Genomic DNA, 1,434 nt, shown 5'->3' on the forward strand with positions numbered 1-1,434 from the left:
CGGCTCCAGGGTTTCGATGATCCGTTCGCCCTGAGGGGTCAGAATAAGCGTGCCCGCCAGATAGCATATGGCGGCTACGGGCTCACCCGTAGGCGAGGGGTAAGAGTAGAAATTGTCGGAGGAGCTTCTGAGAAGTGGTCCGCTCTGCGCGGTTGCGGTGGAGACCCATACCATATCGGCAGTTCCACTGGCAGGATAAGCCAGATAACCGTCCGCAAAAGAGGCATTCTCGCCAAAGAGGTAGAAGCTCGTGCCGATGTAGAAACCAAACATTCCCTTGGTTTGATAGACGGTACCACTGAGAAAAGTTTTGAAAGGTCCACCTATCGTGCGGCCATCTGACAGGTTCACCTGAAACTGCTTTCTATCGAAGTCGATGTAAACCGTGACCTCACCTAGCGAGGTGATTGGGCTTCGATTGCCGAAAAGCGTGCAGGAATATCCCGGCACTGTCCACTTCTGAATGTTTGACATGATTCCTACCCAAACATGATTTTTCGACGAGCGGTCTTGATCTAACATTATTGTGTAGTAACGATGTATTATCCCGATATATGAGATGTAATATTTTGATATATACAGAGTTAGATCATTGATTCCCTTGAGATTGCAGTATCATTAAGTCTGTGTGGTCTGCGATCTGCGCGGAAACTAGGCGTTACTTTCCCTTGAGAAAAGCTTGTCTTTCTTAGGGGTCCTAAGCATAACTTACGCCCATGCTTGATTATGCGGCACTCAGTGCAGTCGTGGCAGTTATCCGTGAGGGTTCCTTTGAGGGCGCAGCCCGTGCCCTGCGGATCACGGCCTCTGCGGTTTCCCAGCGTGTGCGCAGTTTTGAAGAACGTCTCGGTGCGCTGGTTATCGTGCGCGGGTCTCCGTGCAGGGCCACGGATCTGGGCCAGGTACTCTGTGCCCATGTCGACAAGGTAAAACTCCTCGAAGCCGAGATCGGCAAGCAGACGGGTGCGGCTCTCTTTCAGAGTGGCGAGAGAACGACCCTGCGGTTGGCAGTCAATATCGACAGCCTCGCGACCTGGCTGCCCGATATTCTTACAGGCTATGCAGAAAGGGCAGAGATCTGCATCACGCTGATTGTCGAGGATGTGGCCCAGACAGCCGATCTGCTGCGTACGGGCGACGTCATGGCGGCCGTCACGACCTGCAGCGATCTGCTCCCCGGGTGCAGAACCCTTTATCTCGGCGCCATGCATTATGCGGCATGTGCCAGACCGGATTTCGTGGCGCGTTATTTTCCTGAGGGGATGACAGACGAGGCGATCGATACAGCGCCGTGCATCTGCCTGAATGCGCAGGACAGTCTGCAGAGGCAATGGCTTGATCGGGCAAAGCGCACGCATCTCTCGCCGCTCACCCATTACGTCCCCTCCAGCCGGGGCGTTCTGGATTTCACGCTCAGTGGTCTGGGGTGGGGGC

Annotated in this window: 2 protein-coding genes; one reads left to right on the forward strand and one right to left on the reverse strand. The window is 54.6% G+C overall.

Translation table 11 applies throughout. The features are described 5' to 3' along the window. On the reverse strand, positions 1-474 hold a 474-nt coding region (locus C0V97_RS18090), incomplete at its 3' end, for a hypothetical protein (protein ID WP_199752049.1). A gap of 242 nt (positions 475-716) precedes the next feature. On the opposite strand from C0V97_RS18090, the gene C0V97_RS18095 reads away from it, so the two are divergent. Further along, a partial coding sequence (locus C0V97_RS18095) for an ArgP/LysG family DNA-binding transcriptional regulator (protein WP_233582265.1) occupies positions 717-1,434 on the forward strand: 718 nt, incomplete at its 3' end.

Source organism: Asaia sp. W19, assembly GCF_003994335.1.
In the GTDB taxonomy this organism is placed as follows: domain Bacteria; phylum Pseudomonadota; class Alphaproteobacteria; order Acetobacterales; family Acetobacteraceae; genus Asaia.